Origin of the sequence: Acinetobacter sp. CWB-G5, assembly GCF_019209785.1 — a bacterium.
Classification (GTDB): Bacteria; Pseudomonadota; Gammaproteobacteria; order Pseudomonadales; family Moraxellaceae; genus Acinetobacter; species Acinetobacter johnsonii.
The window spans coordinates 55,528-73,585 of record NZ_JAHUTF010000005.1 but is presented as its reverse complement, the minus strand read 5'-3'; the positions used below and the strand labels follow the sequence as shown (position 1 = coordinate 73,585).

The following is an 18,058-nucleotide window of genomic DNA, read 5'->3' as shown; positions in this document are numbered from 1 at the left end:
TACCAAAGTGAAAAAAATTACGGGTTTGATAGTGCGATTTGCATGTCATATCCCGATGGAGCTTGGTAAATTTTGAGACCAAATTCGGGAAGAATGGCAATTAAATGATCGAAAATATCCGACTGAATCGCTTCATAATCTTTCCATGCAATTTGATTGCTAAATGCATAAATTTCCAGTGGCAAGCCTTTTTCAGTCGGTTGTAACTGACGTACGATTAAAGATTGGTGTTTTGAAATGTTTGGATGCTGATTGAGGTATAACTCAACATACGCACGGAAGGTCCCGATATTGGTTAAACGTCGCTGATTACAAGGAGATGTATTGCTCAGTTTTTGATTAAACTCAACCAGCTCTGTGCTTTTGTGATCCAAATATTGGTCTAATAATAAAAACTCTTTAAGTTTACTTTGCTCTGCTTCAGACATAAAGTGAACGCTACTTTGGTCAATATAAAGTGAGCGTTTGATACGACGTACGCCTGCCTGTGACATACCCCGCCAGTTTTTAAAAGTATCTGTGACCAATTTGTTGGTTGGGATCGTGGTAAAGGTTTTATCAAAGTTCTGTACAGTGATGGTATGTAATGACATATCAATGACATCACCGTCTGCATTCAGAGATGGCATTTCAATCCAATCTCCAATGCGAACCATGTCGTAGGATGAAATCTGAACAGAAGCCACCAAAGACAAAATGGTGTTTTGGAAGACCAACATCAGCACTGCCGCCATAGCACCGAAGCCCGCCAGCAAGGTGAAGACATCTTTTTTCAGGAAAGTCCCTAAGATCATCAAGCCACAAACGATGAAAATAATGAGTTTGATCAGCTGTAGATAGCCTTTGATAGGCTTATTTCTAGACTTTGGATTACGTTGATAAACCAAATTGAATATATTCAGTAATTCACCAATCGCGAGCGCAATGGTTAAGAAAATAAAGGCCTGTGCCGCCATTTGGACAAAGGTGACCATTTTCGCAGATAGGTGAGGAACGGTAACGATACCATTCATAATGACGATTGCTGGGACAATGTTCGCAATTCGACGAATCACACTATGCTGTGACATGATGTCGTGATTGGCAAATTTTAGCTTAGTGATGAGATGCCGAATACCACGAACGACAACATGCTTGGCAATAATATACGCCAGTATAGCCACTAGAATGAGTATGCAGAATCCTGTCAGCATTTCGATCCAAGGATACTGGTCTGACCAGTCTTTTAAACTCTGTATAAAATGAAAATTATCCAAAATGCGATCTTCTTTTGATTAAAACACTGCAAATAGTGTAATCAGCTATACGAATTAAGCAAATTGTGTCACTAAGTTTATACATGTTATCAACGACTTGTTTATTTACTCTCTTAGATTCGACTTTCAGTCATTATTTGGATGTCGTGAAATATAGCTAGTTGATGGTTGGGATATGTCAGGTTAGTAGAATGGTAAATTAGTTTTATAATGAATTAGGAAAAAAGAAGCTTCCAATATGGAAGCTTCTGATGGCTCAATAATTACCACATGAGATCATCAGGGATCACGTACGCAGCGTATGGATCTTCCTCATCGGTGACTGCTTCATTTTTCTCTGAGGTATTTACGATAATAAAGCCTTCAAGTTTGGCATTAATACGATCAGCTAAAGCTTTAGGTAAGAAGGCATAACTTTCATGATCACGTGCAATCACGAGGCTACCAGCAACCAAGGCATTATAAATTTGTTGATTGATATATTGTTTTTTGATTTTGCCATCGTCAATAAACTGATAGGCCACGTCACCATCGGTATCCCGAATTTTATGCTGCGTGATCATTTGAATGATCGTCGCTTTGAGCTCTTTTTCTTGCAATATCGCTTTCTTCTCAAGTTCAATAGCCTGATCTTTGGCCTGTTTCTGCTGTTTGTCTTGTGCAATTTTTGCCTTGATCTCAGCTTCACTGCTTTGACCTGTTTTTTGCTCATGCACTGCTTGTTTAGAAAGTTTTTTGGCCTTTTTGTTGTCAACTAAACCGGCTTTGAGTAACTGAGCCTGTAATGCATTTTTTACCATAGCGAATTCCACAACTGCGTTTAAAAACGACGATAACGAAAGTAAATGATCCAATATACAACACTAAGGATCAAGCTTAATGCTGTTGGAACTAAAAAAGAATTGAGTTTTAAATAGGGATACATCCAACTTGCACAGAGTCCACCGATCAAAAAGCCACTTAAAATCAAAAGATGTAAAACTACGCGCCGACGCTCAACCACGAGTCCGCGCACTCGATAACCAAGCGCTAAACCGAGGTCGGTAAGAACACCCGATAAATGTGTAGTGCGAATGATGGTGCCTTTATAATGGCTCACCATGGCATTTTGCACACCCATTGCGACGCAGGCCCAGAGTAAAGCATAGCGTGGAAAATAAGGCAGAAAGAACCAACACAGAAAAATAAAAAAAGCCACTAACGTGAGTGGCACGCCATAGCGGCGTCCCAATCGAAAGTGACTATTTCCCAGAATTACACCGCTATAAAATGAACCGATGACATAGCAGACAGTTACTAATAGCAAATATAAAATGCTTTCGGGTTGCCAATGTACAAGTGACATCGCCAAAACACTTACATTACCAGTCATATGGGAAACAGACTGGTGTAAAACAGTCACCAGTCCTAAGACATTAATCATTCCTGCATTGACTGCAAGAAAGAATGCCCCCAGTTGAATCCAAAGTGGTAAGTGTTGAAATGGCATAACTTCAAAAAAGAAATAATATACTGATTGTACAATATATTATTTTGAAGCGCGGTCAACTGCTGCAGTAAATAATACGTCAGTTGATGAGTTCAACGCGGTTTCAGTAGAGTCTTGTAGTACGCTAATCACCATACCAATTGCAACCACTTGCATTGAAATATCAGATGAAATACCAAACAGTCCACACGCAACAGGGATCAACAGCAAAGAACCACCTGCGACACCAGAAGCACCACAAGCTGAAACTGTTGCAAGCACAGATAAAATCATCATGGTGGTAAAGTCAACATTAAGACCTAGTGTATTGACTGCTGCCAGTGTAAGCACGGTAATAGTCACTGAGGCGCCGGCCATGTTAATGGTCGCACCGAGTGGAATGGCTACACTCGCTGTAGATTCAGCAACACCCAAACGTTTTGCAAGATCTAAGTTCACAGGAATGTTCGCAGCAGAACTTCGCGTGAAGAAAGCAGTGATACCACTTTCACGTAAACACTGAAATACCAAAGGATATGGATTGCTACGTGTTACCACAGCAACCATAAGCGGGTTGATGACTAAGGCAACGAAAGCCATTGTGCCGAGTAAGACCGCCAATAAGTGTGCATAGCTTGCTAATGTGCTTAAACCTGTTTCTGCAAAGGTTACCGCCACTAGACCGAAAATACCGATAGGCGCAAAGTTAATCACCAAACGAATCACGCTATTTACTGCGTGTGCAGTATCATTGAGTAAGTCTTTGGTTGAGTCTTTGGCATGACGGAATGCAGCACCCAAGGCCACAGCCCACGCTAAAATACCAATGAAGTTTGCTTCACTAATGGCAGTTACAGGGTTAGCAATAAAGCTCAGCAGTAGGTTCTTAAAGATTTCAATCAAGCTACTTGGGGGTTGTAAGTCAGTATTCGCAGGTAAGTTTAAGAACAAAGTACTTGGGAAAGCGATGCTGACAGCAACTGCTGAAAAAGCAGCCAGTAGCATACCCACGGCATACATGATGATGATAGGACGTAAATTCGCACTATGACCTACTTTAAAATTTGCAATAGAAGCAAGAACCAAGACAAATACAAGTACAGGCGCGACAGATTTTAACGCTTTAATAAATAAGTCGCCTAGCAGGCTCAAATAAGGTGCAACGCCTGGGAAAACAAGGGCTACACCAATACCCAAAATAATGGCAATAATAATTCGAGTAACTAGACTCATTCGCGCTAAAACAGAAAACATAGAGGCGCCTTGTTGAAATTACGAGGACAAAATACGGATTTTAAGTGCGCCATTTTATACCTAATTTGCTAACTGACTGAAAAATATTTAGATATAAAAATTAAGTTATTGTAATTCCAGTTTTTATTATTCATTTTAATTCATTAAAATGACATATTTAACGGATTTTTATCATAAATGCCTGCTTGATATTTCTCACTAAATAGAAAAAGTGCAAGCAGACATTCGGTCTCTTATGAAGTTTTAAGCAGCTGAGGTGAAAGGGTCTGAATGGCTTGATAGTGAGTTAAAAAGACATTCCCACTCAAATTTTTCAATAGTTTTGAGCTTTGCAGTCGATCCATCACAGGGCCTTTAACTTCGGACAAATGCAGTTGAATGTTTTGCTTGGCCAATTCTAGATTAATATCTTCCAGCATTTCTAGAGCACTCAAGTCGATACTACTCACACTGGAACAATTAATCACGACATGAGCTAACTCAGGTTGTTGGCTCACAGCATTGATCAGCTCGCCTTTCAATATATTGGCATTTAAGAAGGTTAGGCTTTCATCTATACGCATCGATAGCACTTGTGCCGTTGTTTGGACTTGATGTCGTTCAACATTGCGAAAATGTTGCGTCCCCTCGACCAAGCCAATCACAGCAATATGTGGCCGGCTAATCCGCCAAAGCAACAAAATAAAGGTTGAGATCATGCCAATGATCAGGCCGGTTGAAATATCGATACAGACAACACCAAAAAAGGTAATCCACATCGCGATACCATCTGCTTTGGAATACTTCCATGCTTCGATGAAGGGTTTAAAGTCCACAAGTTTCCATATGGAGACGATAATCGTTGCAGCCAAAATGGCTAAAGGAAGGTCCTGAAAGAAACCTGTAAAGTATAAGCTCACTACAATAATCAGCAGCGAAGAGAGCACACCCGCCATAGGGGTCTGAGCGCCTGCATCTGCATTAACGACAGTACGAGAAAGGCTGCCTGTTACAGGAAAGGCCGAACTGAAACCTGCACTGATATTGGCTAGCCCCAAAGCGATAAGTTCTTGGTTGCTGTTGAGTTGGCTTCGGTTTTGTAAAGCAGTGGCTTGAGCAATGGAAAGTGATTCAACAAAACTGATCATCGCGATCATGGTTGCACCTGGCAAAAGTTGCAGAACTAAAGTCCAGTTCCAATACGGCATATCGAGTGGAGGCATACCAGATGGAATGATTCCGACCGTTTTAATTCCAAGCGTTTGCAGTTGGAAAAAATAGACCAAGGCAATTGAGGCAACCACTAAAAATAAAGGAATAGTACGCGAAAGTAATACGGTCGATCCGAACCAACCTTTCAAGGCATTAGTATTCAGCAGCTTTGGTACATAAATTAAAAATGCGATTGCACACAGTCCAAACAGCAGCGTACCTATGTGAGTTAAACTGATGTATTGCCAAACACTTACCACAAACTCGGGGATATTATTGGCTTTTAAAGGCAGATCGACAATAAACTTCAACTGACCTAACGCAATCAGCAAAGCAGACGCAATGATGAAACTTTGGATGACGGGGTGGCTAATCAGTTGGATGAGGAAACCAAAGCGAAATAAACCCAACAGCAGGGAAATGATACCGACCATCATGGCTAATAAACATGCCGCTTGTATATAAACAGGTGAACCAACTTCAAACATCGAGTTCAAAGTCGCAAAGGTCATCATCGAAATGATGGCAACAGGGCCAATAGAAAGCGTCGGACTGCCACCAACGATGGCATAAAGAATCATTGGGATAATGCTGGCATATAGCCCAGTGATTGGTGGTAAACCTGCCAACATGGCATAGGCCATGCCTTGAGGAACCAACATGGCAATGACGATAAAAGATGCAAGTAAATCTGACTTAAACGTAGGCGTGTCATAGTGCTTGAGCCATTGCCATGCAGGTAGATAATGGCTTAGACGACGATTCCAATCAGACATAAAAAAATCTAAATCACAAATTTAGATATATTATGCATAAAAAATGCTAAGAAGTCTTAGCATTCGTTTTCATAGCACAGAAAATATAGCAGTGATTGGTTTAGAGACGTGGTTTTGGGCAGTACAAGCTATACAAAGTATTTAAAACTTCAATCATGCGTTCATCTTTAATGGAGTAATAAATTTGTTTACCATCACGGCGCGTATTTACCACATCACTTTTACGTAGCATCATTAATTGTTGAGAAAGAGTCGGTTGTTTGATGTCGGTAATTTCTTCAATTTGAGAAACATTAAGTTCTTGTTGCGACAAATGACACAAAATTAATAAACGATCAGTATTGGCTAGAGATTTTAAAATACTCACAACAACTTCAGCAGAGTCACGCATAGACGTTATTTCAAGTCCTGTGTTCATTTAAAACCTACTCATAAAACAAAACAACTGTACGCTTAGTATAAAACCAAGCCGTTCATAATGCTGTCTTTTCAAGTCCAATATGCATGGCTTTTAGTGAAATAAAATATTAGCTAAAGTTATATATACTGAATATTTACATCAAAATTAGTTATTCAAAATGTCACTTAAGTTCTCGATATTTATATAATTTAAGTCAATTTTTTAAATCAAAAACTCATTCTTTATGATTATTTATAATAAGCTTTGAATATTTTATCATATAGATACTATTAAAATCTTAATTACAGAGTTTTTTAAAAATATCATTATAAATTTAAAAAATACAAACATTTATTAAAAGGCATAATTATTGCTAGATAATATTTTTGACCAAAAAGTAAACTTTGAGATGAATGTACAAATTTTTCCATCCCATATAGAAGATGCTGATTATGTGGTTTTGTCGTCGGGTTTAGGTGGACATGCGCAGTTTTGGCAGCCACAAATTCAAGACCTACAAACCCAATTTCATGTCCTAACTTACGATCAAGAAGGTTGCCATGAAAACAGTAAATTATTAAAACCAGATTATTGCATACGCGATTTGGGGCAGCAGCTTTTGCTGATTTTAAAGCAACAACATATTCAACGCTTTCATTTTATCGGTCATGCACTAGGTGGTTTTATTGGTGCGGAGTTGGCATCCTTATGCCAATCGACCGAGTATCAGATGTTGTCAATCACGATCTTAAATGGTTGGGACACGTTAGATGCACATACCTATAAATGCTTTGAAACCCGAATTAACCTTTTAACATGTGCAGGCACTGAGGCTTATGTCAAAGCACAGGCCTTGTTTTTATATCCACCAGCTTGGATTTCAGCAAATATAGAAAGTATTCAAAAACAAGAACAGTTGCAAATTCAAAACTTTCCACCGCATGAAAATGTATTGCGACGGCTAAGTGCTTTAATGAACTTTGAACTGAGCGAGGAGATACGAGCCGCTTTGCAGAATATACCGATGCATTTGATTGCGAACCAAGATGATTTCCTTGTGCCTTACCAACGCTCACAGAGCTTAAAACAGCTATTCTCCCATGCACAGTTAACTCTTTTAAAGCAGGGTGCTCATGCAGCGACTGTAACCGAAACAGTAATGATGAATAAGGAAATGTTGGCTTTTTTAACTGTGCAGGAATGTTTAGTTTAGATTATCGATTGTTTAATTTGGCTTTATAAAGTGAAGGTGTATAGGTTTTTAAATCTATACACCTTTTTTTTATTTGGGCTAAAAATATAAAAACTCTAGTTTGGATCATTTGCCGCACAATCATTGATCACTCCTCACAGAGATAGTGCATAAAATAAAAACTAATTTTACTTTTTGGTAAAAAATAAAATTAATTAAAAGTATTTAATATGCTGAAAAATAATAATAAATAATAGTTGGCATGGCTTGTGCAAATATATTTTTATCAAACTAAAGGTTAAAAGTCTTGCTGTATTAAGCCTTTGATGTTCTGCAAATAATGAAATAAGTGTAGAGGATGAACGAGATGAAAATAGGTGTATTTTGCCCGATTGGAAATAATGGCTGGCTGCTTTCGGAAACCGCGCCACAGTACATGCCTTCATTTGAACTAAATAAAAAAATTGTTCAACGTGCTGAGCATTATGGTTTTGATTTTGCTTTGTCGATGATCAAACTGCGTGGCTTTGGCGGGAAAACAGAGTTTTGGGATCATAACCTAGAAACATTTACCTTGATGGCTGGGCTCGCTGCGGTGACCAGTAAAATCCAAATCTATGCAACAGCAGCGACGTTGGTGATGCCGCCTGCAATTGTGGCACGAATGGCGTCAACCATTGATTCCATTTCAAATGGTCGTTTTGGTTTAAATGTCGTGACAGGCTGGCAAGCACCCGAATATACGCAAATGGGGATGTGGCCAGGAGATGAATATTTTGCACAGCGCTATGAATATCTTTCTGAATATGTAGAAATTTTGCGTGAACTCTGGGCGACAGGTCGTACAGATTTTAAAGGAGAGCATTTTACCATGCAGGACTGCCGTGTGAGTCCACGCCCACAAGCGGATATGAAAATTATTTGTGCGGGTCAGTCTGATACAGGGCTTGAGTTTTCTGCCAAATATGCCGATTACAACTTTGTTTTCGGTAAAGGGCTGAATACACCGACAGCCTATGCAGAGATCAATGAGCGTTTAAAACAGCAAACCGATAAAACAGGGCGTGACGTGCAAACCTATGTGTTGTTTATGGTGATTGCTGCGGAAACAGATGAAGAGGCGCATGCGAAATGGCAAACATATAACGCTGGTGCGGATATGGAGGCGATTAATTGGCTGATGAACCAAGGTGGTAAAGATACCAAATCTGGAACAGATACCAATATTCGCCAAATGGCCTCTTCGGTTTCGCCTGTGAATATCAATATGGGAACGTTAGTCGGTTCTTTTGAACATGTTGCACACATGTTAGATGAAATTGGTGAAATTCAGGGGACTGAAGGTATTTTGCTTACCTTTGATGATTTTGTTCAAGGGGTCGAAGACTTTGGTCAGCGTATACAACCTTTGATGAAATGCCGTGAACATATTGTGGTTGAAGTGGATGTGCCACGCGTTGTTTTGGAGAAAAGCGCATGAATGAATCTATAGTCTGTGCAGAATTTACTAAACAAAGTCTGCACGCAAAAACATTAAAAGCAGAACCTGAACATATTGCCTTAGCACCTGAACACACGGCATTGATTGTGATTGATATGCAAAATGCCTATACCTCAGAAGGTGGTTATTTGGACTTGGCTGGGTTTGATGTATCTAAAACCAAACCTGTGGTTGAAAACATTCAAAAAGCCATTATTGCTGCACATGCAGCTGGCATTCAGGTGATTTACTTTAAAAATGGTTGGGATGATCAGTACCGTGAAGCAGGAGGGAGTGATTCACCAAACTTCCATAAGTCGAATGCTTTAAAAACCATGCGCAAAAATCCAGAGCTGCAGGGAAAGCTACTGGCAAAAGGTGGTTGGGATTTTGAGTTGATTGATGCACTCAAGCCTGAACCACAAGATTTAGTCATAGAAAAGCCTCGCTATAGTGGATTCTTTAATACTGCGCTGGACAGTATGTTGCGGGTGCGAGGAATCCGAAATTTAGTCTTTGTTGGTATTGCGACCAATGTCTGTGTCGAGTCGACTTTAAGGGATGGTTTTTTCTTGGAGTATTTTGGGGTCGCTCTTAAGGATGCGTGCTATCAAGCTGGGCCTATCGAGGTGCAAGAAGCAAGTCTCTATAACATCAAAACCTTTTTTGGTTGGGTGTCTGATACACAAAGTTTTGTGAACACCTTTCAAACTTCAAGCAGTCAAACACTGGCAAAAACAGCATAAGTCATACATACGAAAAATAGAGGAAATCTCATGCCTAAAGAAATTATTGTGCCTGAAGGCACAGCGAAACCACTTGCACCATTTGTACCTGCAACTAAGGCTGACAATATCGTTTATGTATCAGGCACCTTGGCCTTTGATGAACACAACAACGTTGTTCACGTTGGTGATGCTGCAGCACAGACTCGACATATTTTAGAAACCATTAAGCGAGTCCTTGCAACCGCAGGTGGCACAATGGATGACGTCACTTTTAATCATGTCTTTGTGAAAGATTGGGCTGATTATGGCGTGATTAATGCTGTATATGCCGAGTATTTTCCAGGCGATAAACCTGCGCGCTATTGTGTACAGACTGGACTGGTCAAGCCAGATGCTTTGGTTGAAATCGCTTCGGTTGCACATGTGGCTTAAATGGAATAATCAAATTTTAATGCCCTGATATACGGTTTTAGGGCATGGAGAATACGATGAATGCAAAACTGATGAATCAAGATCAAGTTGAAACCATGCTGAATCACAAAGCAGCAGAGGCAATGGGTGAGGCGATGCTGGATCAACACACGTTTCGTCAAGGTATGGCGAATCTAGGGGCTGCTGTCAATGTGATTACAACAGATGGGGGGGCTGGTCAGGCAGGCTTTACTGCATCGGCAGTATGTAGTGTGACCGATACACCGCCAACGTTGTTGGTGTGTTTAAACCGTTCAGCCTCTGTGTTTGAGACATTTAAAACCAATCAAGTGTTATGTGTAAACACGTTGTCGAGTCAGCAACAACATTTATCTAACCTGTTTGGGGGTAAAACCCCAATGCCTGAACGTTTTGCTCAGGGTACATGGTCCACACTTTTGACCAATGCACCTGTATTGGAGAATGCCTTGGTGAGCTTTGATTGTGAAGTGGTACAGACCATGTCTGTAGGCAGTCACGATGTATTGTTTTGTCAAGTCAAAGCCATGAAGCAAAGTTATGGACTAAATGCACTGATATATTTTAACCGTGGTTATTGTGAGCCATTACCAATGTGCTAATTCAAAAATTCCTACTTTTACAAGGAGGGGAAACCCATGCAAACAAAAGAATCGTGGTTTCCAAAATTTAAGCCTTATCAAGGCGATTTAGATACAACGCCTGTGCAAACAGATGAATACTTACCCGCAGGAAAAAGCATTATTTTGGGGTTGCAACATGCTTTTGCCATGTTCGGTGCAACCGTACTTGCCCCATTGCTGATGGGCTTTGATCCGAATCTAACGATCTTCATTACAGGCATTGGTACGATACTCTTCTTCCTCATGACTGGTGGACGTATGCCAAGTTATTTGGGGTCCAGCTTTGCCTTCATTGGAGCAGTGGTCGCAGTTACGGGTTATACAGGTGTTGGAGCAAACCCAAATCTTTCTTTAGCACTGGGTGGAACCATTGCGTGTGGGGTGCTGTACGCGTTAATCGGTTTAGTTGTGATACGTACTGGTACGGCATGGATTGAAAAGTTGATGCCACCTATTGTGACAGGCGCCATTGTGATGATTATTGGGCTACACCTCGCACCAGTTGCGATCAAAAGTGTGTCAGCCAATCAGTTTGACTCTTGGATGGCGTTAATCACGATTATTTGTATTAGTGTCATTGCGGTATTTACCAAAGGTATGGTGCGCCGTTTACTGCTACTTTTAGGCTTGGTTGCATCGTATTTTATTTATTTCTTACTCACCAATGTCATGGGTTTTGGCACTGCAATTGACTTTGCAAAAGTCGGTCAAGCAGCATGGTTTGGTTTACCAACTTTCCACAGCCCAACCTTTGATGTAAACGCTATGATGTTGATTGCACCCGTTGCGATTATTTTGGTGGCTGAAAACTTAGGACATTTCAAAGCTGTGTCGGCGATGACGGGGAAAAATTTGTCTCCTTATATGGGACGCGGTTTCTTTGCAGATGGGGTATGTACTACACTGTCTGCTTCAGTTGGTGGCACAGGGATGACCACCTATGCTGAAAACATTGGGGTGATGGCAGTTACTAAAGTTTATTCAACCGCAATCTTTGTTTTTGCAGGTGTATTTGCGATTTTACTGGGGCTTTCACCTAAGTTTGGCGCAGTGATTAGCACAATTCCTGTTGCACTCTTGGGTGGTGCATCTATTGTAGTTTTTGGTTTGATTACCGTTGCTGGGGCAAAAATTTGGGTCGATAACAAAATAGATTTTACCAAGAACAGTACTTTAATGATTGGTGCAGTGTGTCTGATTATGGGAACAGGCAATTACAGCTTACAAATTGGTAGTTTTGACCTAGGTGGTATTGGCACTGCAACACTAGCAGCCATTTTGCTTAATCTTTTCTTGAACCGAGGCAGTGAAAAAGAGCAAGTCGTAGAAAAATCAGAAGATCAAATCAATAGCACTATTGCACATAGTTAGGAGTACATTTTGAGTCTGAATATTGCATTTATAGGACTTGGGGCAATGGGTTGGCACATGGCCTCCCATTTGCCAAAATTGGGTCATACTGTTTGGGTGTGGAATCGCACAGCGGAAAAAGCGTCTTCACATGCTGAAACTTTTGGTACTTTGCAGGTTGAACTTCAACAAGCGATGCAAGCCGATGTTATATTTTCATGCTTACCGACCAGTGCAGATGTTGAAGCGTTAATTGCGTTACATCCACCCAAATCTGGAAGTTTATGGGTGGATTGTACCAGTGGCGTGCCTGAATCTGCGCAGTGCATTTCCACTGATTTGGCAGCACGTGGAGTGACTTACTTAGATGCACCTGTTTCGGGTCAAACCGTTGGTGCTGAACGCGGTACTTTGACGGTTATGGTGGGTGGTAATATCGCTGGATTTGAAAGGGCAAAACCTATTATTCAGGCATTTGCAGGGCTGATTGAATACGTCGGGGAAAGTGGTGCTGGTTTTGCAGTTAAGGCGGTGAACAATACACTCATGGCAACACACTTATGGGCACTATCTGAAGGTTTGTCGATTTTGAAGCATCGAGGCGTTGACTTGGCTGGAGCGTTGAGTTGTATCAATCACTCCAGTGGTAAAAGTACCATGTCTGAAACGGTGATGGCGCAAAAAGTTTTGAGCCGCACTTTTCAAAAAACCTTTGCTTTAAACCTGTTGCAAAAAGACATTGGTATTGCGATGGATCTGGTCAAAGAAGGACAGATGAAAACACCTGTTTTTCAAGTGACACAAGAACTGTTCTTAAAAACAGATCGAGAACAGGCTGCACAAGTAGATTTTAGCGCGGCCGTTACACGGTTAGAAAAGTGGAATAGTGTAAGGCTCGTTTAAGCTGGTCGCGCGGGAGAAAAGCATGGGAAAATTCATGCTTTTTCTGTTTAAGTGATTTATTTATCAAATAAAAACATAAGCCCGACCAAATGTCAGTTTGCATTTAAAAATCAGGGTATGATAATGAGTGGATCATTAAAAACAACATAGGAAACATTGGTATGAGTACTGACTCAGCTTTTCCAACGCCTAATAATTTAGGGATAGCAGTTTATAGTAATAATGCAGAAGCGATTGGTAACACACCATTGGTTCGTATTAACCGAATTATACAAAGTCCAGCCACCGTTTTAGCCAAAGTTGAAAGCCGTAACCCTGCATTTTCAGTAAAATGTCGTATTGGGGCTGCGCTGATTGCGGATGCGGAAGCACGCGGTGTGCTGAAAGCGGGAATGCACATTGTCGAACCAACCAGTGGTAATACAGGCATTGCTTTGGCATTCGTTGCTGCTGCAAAAGGTTATGCGTTAACTCTAACTATGCCATCAAGTATGAGTATCGAACGTCGTAAAGTGATGAAAGCTTTGGGTGCGAACTTGGTTCTTACTGATCCTGCAAAAGGGATGCGTGGTGCGGTAGAAGAAGCACAGCGTTTGTTGGATGAAAATCCAGAAACTTATTTTTTGCCACAACAGTTTGAAAACCCTGCAAACCCAGCTATTCATGAAGCAACGACTGGCCCAGAAATTTGGGACGCAACAGGTGGTAAAGTTGATATTTTAGTTGCAGGTGTCGGGACGGGCGGTACGATCTCAGGGATTTCAAGTTATTTTGAAAAAGTAAAAAAACAAGCCCTATACTCAGTTGCGGTAGAACCTGCTGAATCGCCGATTATTGGTCAAACCAAACGTGGTGAAACTTTGACGCCTGGACCACATAAGATTCAGGGCATTGGCGCTAATTTTATTCCTAAAAACTTAGACCTCGACTTGGTTGATGAAGTGATGCCAATTGATGCTGCAACAGCAATTGATTGGGCGCGTAAAACAGCAAGCCAAGAGGGTATTTTGGTGGGTATTTCAAGTGGTGCCGCGATGGCAGCAGCAGCTGAACTTGCAGCACGCCCTGAAAATGCAGGTAAAACTATTGTAGTGATTTTACCTGACGGTGGTGAACGTTATTTATCTTCAGTTTTGTTTGAAGATATTTCCGTAGACTAATTAAATATATGAAAAAAAGCTAAACATAAAATGTTTAGCTTTTTTATACCGTTTAGAAGCTTAAAGGGCTGCGTGTGAAATTTTATCGGGTGTCATGAGGGCTTGGTTGACATACAGTTTAATCAGACGCTCACGTGAACCGATTGATTTTTGATAATGCGTTGAATTGAGTAACAATGACGCACCGTAGGTCACAGTCCATACATAAGATAAATAGTCACGAATGGACATTGCACTGTCTAAAGACTTTAAGTAGTCAGAGGTCATGTCTTTAATTTCGATAATACGTTGTTCACGTATTTGGTAGAGCTTCTCAAAAAGTTCTTTGAGTTTACGTTCGTTATTGGTTAAACGTTCTTCAATAACATGCAGTAAAATCGTACGGTTTGAGTTCAACATATTATAAAGCATGTATTCGGAAACATACGTTTTAATATCATTGTTATGCTTTTGGGAAATTTCTAGCAGGCGAGTTTCATTCAAGATAATCAGCTCTAAATAAAGTTGATTTTTACTTTTGAAATGCTTGTAGATCGTACCCTTCGCAATATCGAGTTCCGTTGCTAATTCGCTTAAGGTGATGTCTTGATTATTGTCTAATAATAAAGTCTCAGCCATGGCTAAAATTTTCTCTTTGCGTAATAGAAAATTTTGTTGGCGTACTGAAGTCATTGGCTTATTCCAGTGTATTCCATGAGAACTATAGAGAGGCTATTGAACTTGGTTGAAAATGAAAATGCAACTAAGGTCTTGGATATTACTACAATCGTTTTAAAAATATCCACTTGTTCAACAATAGAAATAAATACAAGTGCATTTTCGCATTTCGTTGTCAACAAATTTGATCTCTAGAGATCAAATTTGGGCCATTGCATTCCTTTTTCGTGATTTTTACACTATTGTCAGTATAGCCACTTTGTTCTTAGAGACGAGAACCTTTAGTGCTCAAGCCTCGAATGCAGTGCGGGTTAATAAATAGATCATCTGTCGTATGGATCGATGTCTTATTCACGTGTGTTTGTTTTAATGTCTTTATAGATGACTCGCTTTGAGATGGTAGCGCTATAAAAAACATTAAAATAAGATCTGAAACGATTAACCCCTTTGCAATATGAAAAAATAGATAGGGAATGTCTTTAAGCCTTTTAATTGGGCTTAAAGTAAGTAAACCGCGAAAAAGGATGAAATAGAAAATGATTGTTATTGTAGACGGTGTACGTACAGCAATGGGTGGTTTTCAAGGTTCACTGGCGAGCTGTACCGCACCTGAACTTGGTGCGGTGACAATTAAAGAAGTGTTAAACCGTTCTGGCTTACAGCCGACCGATGTGGATGAAGTGATCTTTGGTTGTGTACTTCCAGCAGGTTTAAGACAAGGCCCTGCACGTCAAGCAATGCGTATCGCTGGTCTACCTGACTCAACGGGTGCAACAACCATCAATAAAATTTGTGGCTCAGGTATGAAAGCCGTCATGCAAGCGGCTGATGCGATTAAAGCAGGTTCAGCTGAAATTGTGGTGGCCGGTGGTATGGAGTCAATGTCAAATGCGCCGTACTTACTTGAAAAAGCACGCGCGGGTTACCGTATGGGACATGGTAAAACCACCGATCACATGTTCCAAGAAGGTTTAGAAGATGCTGAAACAGGTCTGTCGATGGGTGTACTTGCTCAAGAAATGGCAGATAAAAAAGGCTATACCCGTGAGCAGCAGGATCAGTATGCCATTGGTTCTTTAAATAAAGCCGTTGCTGCGATTCAAGGTGGTTTCTTTAAAGATGAAATCGTGCCTGTGACGGTGAGTAGCCGTAAAGGCGATGTTGTGGTTGATCAAGATGAACAGCCGCTCAATGCCAAAGTGGATAAAATTCCAACTTTACGTCCGGCATTTAAAAAAGACGGCACGATTACCGCGGCAAATTCGAGTTCTATTTCGGATGGTGCTTCTGCATTGGTTGTAACTTCATCCGAAGTTGCTGACGCACGTGGTCTTAAGCCATTGGCAAAAGTTGTGGCTCATGCAAGTAATTCCCAGCATCCATCTGAGTTCACCATTGCTCCTGTAGGTGCTATTGAAAAAGTTTTAGTCAAAGCAGGTTGGTCTGCGAGTGATGTAGATCTGTGGGAAGTCAATGAAGCGTTTGCGATGGTCACAATGCTTGCAATTGATGGTTTTCATTTAGACCCTGCAAAAGTCAATGTGAATGGTGGCGCTTGTGCACTTGGTCATCCATTGGGTTCATCTGGTTCACGTATTATCGTGACTTTACTGCATGCTTTGAAACGTACTGGTGGGAAAAAGGGTGTAGCTGCTTTATGTATCGGTGGTGGTGAAGCGACTGCTATTGCTGTCGAGCTGCTGGACTAAAGCTATAATATCCTTAGCTGTACCTGTGAAGAAAATGATTTAAATAGCTATAATTCGGCATGGTTGATTTCATCAAAGGTTCGATTGATTCGGGCCTTTTTTGTTATGTAAAATACATCAAGATCATGCGACAGAATCTTTCAGGGAAAGCATCGATTGTCCAGTACAGCTAAAGGTATAATTAATGTGCTTTTATTGCTGAAATGTCTGATATTAGACCTAGATGCCTGTAAAAGTAAGTTTTGAGCATTGGATCATCGCTATAATGAGTAGATGATGGATCGTCTACCATCACATGCATATAAGGAACATTTTTTTCGTGTTTGAACTGGACTGTAAATTACTCAGTATCTTTTTTTACGTTTATAAGTTTAAAAGTGTGTCACTGGCGGCTGATCATTTAGAAATGAGTCAACCGACGGTGAGTAACATTCTGAATAAAATTCGCCAACATTATAATGATCCGCTGTTTTTGCGGATTGGCAATGAAATGGTGCCAACTGAGCTGTCGAAACAGCTGTTTCCGTTGGTCAGTGAGGCTTTAAACAAGGTTGAAATCATCAATAACTTTACGATTGATTTTGACCAAGCCACTTCGCAGCAACAGTTTAGTTTGGCCATGACCGATGTTTCGCACTTGGTGTTATTGCCGAAAATTTCACAATACTTAAAGAAACATGCGCCTCATATTCGTTTGAATATCCGTCCGATCACCTCTGAAACCAGTTATCAAATGGCAAATGGTGAGATTGATTTGGCGCTGGGGTTTTTACCTCAATTGGAAAATGGCTTTTATCAACAGCAATTGTTCGAGCAGTATTATGTGGTGATTGCCGCCAAAGATCATCCTCGCTTGACAGGTGACAGTATCAGCACAGCGCAGTACTTGGCTGAGTCACATATCGATATTGATGCAGGCATGGGACATTACCATATTGAAAACGAACTGCTCAATTTAGAACTAAAACGTGACATTTTAATGCGTTTACCGAGCTATTTAGGCGTAGGCTTGGTGGTACAAGAAACCGATGCGATTGCCACAGTGCCGTATTATTTGAGTGAAGTGCTGCTTTCACGTGGTAATTTAAAAATCTTTAATGCGCCAATTGCCTTCCCAAGTTATGGAGTGAAGCAGTATTGGCATATGTCTTGTCATCATAAAACCAGTCATCAGTGGCTGCGTCACATGTTCCATGAAATTTTAATGAAGTAATTCTTAAAATTTGATGCTTTTTAGTGCGCATAGCGAAAATATGCGTGCTTGAAATCTAAAGTGCCCATTTATTGCTCATAAATAGTATTACGAAGTTTAAAAATCGTAATACTAAATTGGCACAGCCTTTGCTTTATCTAATCTGAAAAAGTGATCTAGGGTTCCGATACATATCTATTTTATGTATGTCTGCGACCGAGAGTTCACGGTTCGAAAGAGCTACACGGAGGGATAAAAGCCCGGGAGGT

The 18,058-nt window shown here is 40.5% G+C and carries 17 protein-coding genes and 1 riboswitch; of the genes, 10 read left to right on the top strand and 7 right to left on the bottom strand.

All coding sequences use genetic code 11. From position 1 onward, the window contains the following. Positions 1-17: 17 nt before the first annotated feature. The 6 genes from KVY11_RS10330 to KVY11_RS10305 all read right to left on the bottom strand — a co-directional run bounded on the left by KVY11_RS10330 (position 18) and on the right by KVY11_RS10305 (position 6,363). The gene (locus tag KVY11_RS10330; protein WP_078389085.1) at positions 18-1,256 is read right to left on the bottom strand and encodes a mechanosensitive ion channel family protein; all 1,239 of its coding nucleotides are present in this window, start codon (positions 1,254-1,256) and stop codon (positions 18-20) included. A gap of 263 nt (positions 1,257-1,519) precedes the next feature. Next, positions 1,520-2,056, bottom strand: a complete 537-nt coding sequence (locus KVY11_RS10325; RefSeq protein WP_004693234.1) for a DUF2058 domain-containing protein — start codon at positions 2,054-2,056, stop codon at positions 1,520-1,522. Positions 2,057-2,076: 20 nt separating this feature from the next. Further along, on the bottom strand, positions 2,077-2,745 hold the full coding sequence (locus tag KVY11_RS10320; RefSeq protein WP_004693233.1) for a YoaK family protein: 669 nt from the start codon (positions 2,743-2,745) through the stop codon (positions 2,077-2,079). A gap of 39 nt (positions 2,746-2,784) precedes the next feature. Then, a complete protein-coding gene (gene sstT, locus KVY11_RS10315; RefSeq protein WP_004979798.1) occupies positions 2,785-3,978 on the bottom strand; it encodes a serine/threonine transporter SstT in 1,194 nt (397 codons plus the stop codon). Positions 3,979-4,211: 233 nt separating this feature from the next. Continuing rightward, on the bottom strand, positions 4,212-5,945 hold the full coding sequence (locus KVY11_RS10310; protein WP_218288861.1) for a SulP family inorganic anion transporter: 1,734 nt from the start codon (positions 5,943-5,945) through the stop codon (positions 4,212-4,214). A gap of 100 nt (positions 5,946-6,045) precedes the next feature. Further along, entirely contained in the window at positions 6,046-6,363 is a 318-nt protein-coding gene (locus KVY11_RS10305) for a helix-turn-helix transcriptional regulator (RefSeq protein ID WP_004693230.1), read from the bottom strand. Between the two features lie 391 nt (positions 6,364-6,754). Here KVY11_RS10305 and rutD point away from each other — a divergent pair, with 391 nt between their 5' ends. From rutD to cysK, 8 genes are all read left to right on the top strand, one after another. Next, complete coding sequence (rutD, locus tag KVY11_RS10300) at positions 6,755-7,558, top strand: pyrimidine utilization protein D (RefSeq protein WP_218288860.1); 804 nt, start codon at positions 6,755-6,757, stop codon at positions 7,556-7,558. Between the two features lie 346 nt (positions 7,559-7,904). Next, the gene (gene rutA, locus KVY11_RS10295) at positions 7,905-9,017 is read left to right on the top strand and encodes a pyrimidine utilization protein A (protein ID WP_218288859.1); all 1,113 of its coding nucleotides are present in this window, start codon (positions 7,905-7,907) and stop codon (positions 9,015-9,017) included. Beyond that, complete coding sequence (gene rutB, locus KVY11_RS10290; RefSeq protein ID WP_218288858.1) at positions 9,014-9,763, top strand: pyrimidine utilization protein B; 750 nt, start codon at positions 9,014-9,016, stop codon at positions 9,761-9,763. Before rutA ends, rutB begins: the two co-directional genes overlap by 4 nt. A 30-nt stretch (positions 9,764-9,793) precedes the next feature. Beyond that, a complete protein-coding gene (gene rutC / locus KVY11_RS10285; RefSeq protein ID WP_218288857.1) occupies positions 9,794-10,177 on the top strand; it encodes a pyrimidine utilization protein C in 384 nt (127 codons plus the stop codon). A gap of 95 nt (positions 10,178-10,272) precedes the next feature. Beyond that, the gene (rutF, locus tag KVY11_RS10280) at positions 10,273-10,797 is read left to right on the top strand and encodes an NADH-dependent FMN reductase RutF (RefSeq protein WP_256350744.1); all 525 of its coding nucleotides are present in this window, start codon (positions 10,273-10,275) and stop codon (positions 10,795-10,797) included. Positions 10,798-10,833: 36 nt separating this feature from the next. After that, entirely contained in the window at positions 10,834-12,189 is a 1,356-nt protein-coding gene (rutG, locus tag KVY11_RS10275) for a pyrimidine utilization transport protein G (RefSeq protein WP_218288855.1), read from the top strand. A 45-nt stretch (positions 12,190-12,234) separates the two neighbouring features. Next, a complete protein-coding gene (locus tag KVY11_RS10270) occupies positions 12,235-13,071 on the top strand; it encodes an NAD(P)-dependent oxidoreductase (RefSeq protein WP_371315989.1) in 837 nt (278 codons plus the stop codon). A gap of 161 nt (positions 13,072-13,232) precedes the next feature. Next, positions 13,233-14,231 carry a cysteine synthase A gene (gene cysK / locus KVY11_RS10265; protein WP_218288853.1) on the top strand — a complete coding sequence of 333 codons (999 nt, stop codon included), beginning with the start codon at positions 13,233-13,235 and terminating at the stop codon, positions 14,229-14,231. Between the two features lie 60 nt (positions 14,232-14,291). Here cysK and KVY11_RS10260 read toward each other — a convergent pair whose 3' ends face one another. After that, positions 14,292-14,903: a TetR/AcrR family transcriptional regulator gene (locus tag KVY11_RS10260; RefSeq protein WP_004693224.1), complete on the bottom strand. Its 612-nt coding sequence runs from the start codon at positions 14,901-14,903 to the stop codon at positions 14,292-14,294. A gap of 521 nt (positions 14,904-15,424) precedes the next feature. Here KVY11_RS10260 and KVY11_RS10255 point away from each other — a divergent pair. Next, positions 15,425-16,597, top strand: a complete 1,173-nt coding sequence (locus KVY11_RS10255; RefSeq protein ID WP_218288852.1) for a thiolase family protein — start codon at positions 15,425-15,427, stop codon at positions 16,595-16,597. A 319-nt stretch (positions 16,598-16,916) separates the two neighbouring features. Beyond that, complete coding sequence (locus KVY11_RS10250; RefSeq protein ID WP_004979763.1) at positions 16,917-17,810, top strand: LysR substrate-binding domain-containing protein; 894 nt, start codon at positions 16,917-16,919, stop codon at positions 17,808-17,810. Between the two features lie 144 nt (positions 17,811-17,954). After that, a riboswitch (guanidine-I (ykkC/yxkD leader) is annotated at positions 17,955-18,058 on the top strand.